Raw genomic sequence first — 2,142 nt, forward strand, 5'->3', positions numbered from 1 at the left:
ATAATCACCAAACGTAAAGAAAACGTTTTTAACATCTTAGTATTGAGATAAATGAAAATCTCTAATGTTACAATACGAAAGGAATCTGGCTTTGTTACATCTTGAGACTTTTTATCTTCCTTTACCAGATATACCGGATTAACTGATTGCACACGGCGGAGTGGTTTTTCGATAGAAATTAAGCAATTTTTGTTAATTGTGAAAAAATACCGTCTTCGTAGGACGGGAATTAGTACTTTTAGTAAAACGATTATCTATGGATTTAAGACCACTATTAACTTGCCTATGTATTTTAATGTCGCTTTCAACTTCTGCACAGGATAAGGGAGGCTGGACAAATTTGTTCAATGGCAAAGATCTGTCAGGCTTTAAACAGCTTAATGGAAAAGCCGTGTATGAAGTGAAGAATGGTGAAATTATTGGGACAACCGTTTCAAATGAGCCCAATTCGTTTCTGGCAACCGAGAAAGATTATGGAGATTTCATAATGGAACTTGAGTTGTTCGTTCATCCGGAAATGAATTCCGGCATACAAATCCGAAGTATGAGCAAGCCGGAATATATGAAAGGCCGTGTTCATGGGTATCAGATAGAAATCGACCCTTCTGCTCGGCAATGGAGCGGGGGAATTTATGATGAAGCGAGAAGGGGCTGGCTATATCCACTCGAATTGAACCCGGGAGGTAAAGTGGCCTTTAAAAATAATCAATGGAATAAATACAGGATTGAGTGTATAGGGAATACGATCAGAACATGGGTGAATGGTATACCAACAGCTCATCTGATTGATGCCGAAACTGCAAAGGGCTTTATCGCATTACAAGTGCATAGCATAGGTAAAACTGATAAACCGGGCAACCAGATACGATGGAGAAATATTAAGATTAAAACCAGGGACTTAAAGCAGTCGCCAGCAGATAACATTCACGTTGTAAATACCGTGCCCAATAATCTTTCCTGGCAGGAGAGGAAAAATGGATATCAATTGTTATGGGATGGAAAAACCACAGCAGGATGGAGAGGAGCAGGCAGGGAAAAATTTCCTGAAAAGGGCTGGGAAATCAAAAATGGTACACTCAATGTCGTAAAATCAGGAGGCGGTGAGGCAGTAAATGGTGGTGATATTGTTTCGGAAAAGCAGTTTGGTGCTTTTGAATTAAAGTTTGATTTCCTTCTAAGCGAGGGGGCAAACAGCGGCGTAAAGTATTTTGTGACAGAAAAAGAAAAGAGTACGGGCTCGGCAATAGGGCTGGAATATCAGATACTGGACGATGAGCACCATCCTGATGCTAAACTGGGTATTCAGGGAAACCGAACATTAAGCGGTCTTTATGATCTGATAAAACCTTTAAAGGTGCCAAATTCCCTGGCACGAAAAATTGGTACATGGAACCAGGGTATTATCCGTGTTTACCCGGATAACAAGGTAGAGCACTGGTTAAATGGCTATAAAGTGGTAGAATACCAAAGAGGCTCACCGGAATATTTGAGACTTGTGGCAGGTAGTAAATATAAGGCCTGGGATAATTTCGGAATGGCAACTCAGGGTAGAATCTTGCTGCAAGATCATGGCGATGCCGTTGCCTTTCGAAGCATTAAAATAAAAGAGCTTAAGTAATGTTACTTAAAACTAAGCACTGAGCTTTAATTCCACGGTGTGGATCAGGTCTAAAACGTCGAATGGTTTTGCAACGAACTCATCAGGTTTACAAATTTCTTCGACCGAATCAGCAATGTTATGCGAAGCCGACATCATTATAATCGGTATATGCAGGGTGTCTTCGGTATTCTTAATGCATTTGCATATTTGTCTTCCGTCCATACCACCAAGCATTACGTCTAAAATGATTAAATCTGGATGAAAGGTTGAAATGTGCTCGAAAATCTCCTGTCCGCTCGACATCAGATCAACTTCATAACCCTCAGACTCCATTATAATCCCCATTACTTCCAGTATATCCTGGTCATCATCAACAATTAATATTTTCCTTTTTTCCATAACCAGTATCTTCATTGTAACTACTTATAATTACCAAAGACCATACCATATGGTTTGAAAAAAAATAAATAAATGCCTCATTAAAATAATAAAGCCTGTTACCGCAGGTGGGTAACAGGCTTGAAAGTGTGCCCAGAGGGATT

At 39.8% G+C, this 2,142-nt stretch carries 2 protein-coding genes; one reads left to right on the forward strand and one right to left on the reverse strand.

From position 1 onward, the window contains the following. The first annotated feature begins 256 nt into the window (after nucleotides 1–256). Nucleotides 257–1,618: a 3-keto-disaccharide hydrolase gene (locus WBJ10_RS01225; protein WP_424287737.1), complete on the forward strand. Its 1,362-nt coding sequence runs from the start codon at nucleotides 257–259 to the stop codon at nucleotides 1,616–1,618. 12 nt (nucleotides 1,619–1,630) lie between these two features. On the opposite strand, the gene WBJ10_RS01230 is transcribed toward WBJ10_RS01225, so the two are convergent. Further along, the gene (locus WBJ10_RS01230) at nucleotides 1,631–2,014 is read right to left on the reverse strand and encodes a response regulator (protein ID WP_424287738.1); all 384 of its coding nucleotides are present in this window, start codon (nucleotides 2,012–2,014) and stop codon (nucleotides 1,631–1,633) included. Nucleotides 2,015–2,142 lie beyond the last annotated feature (128 nt).

Origin of the sequence: Daejeonella sp., from assembly GCF_049655485.1 — a bacterium.
Lineage (GTDB): Bacteria > Bacteroidota > Bacteroidia > Sphingobacteriales > Sphingobacteriaceae > Daejeonella.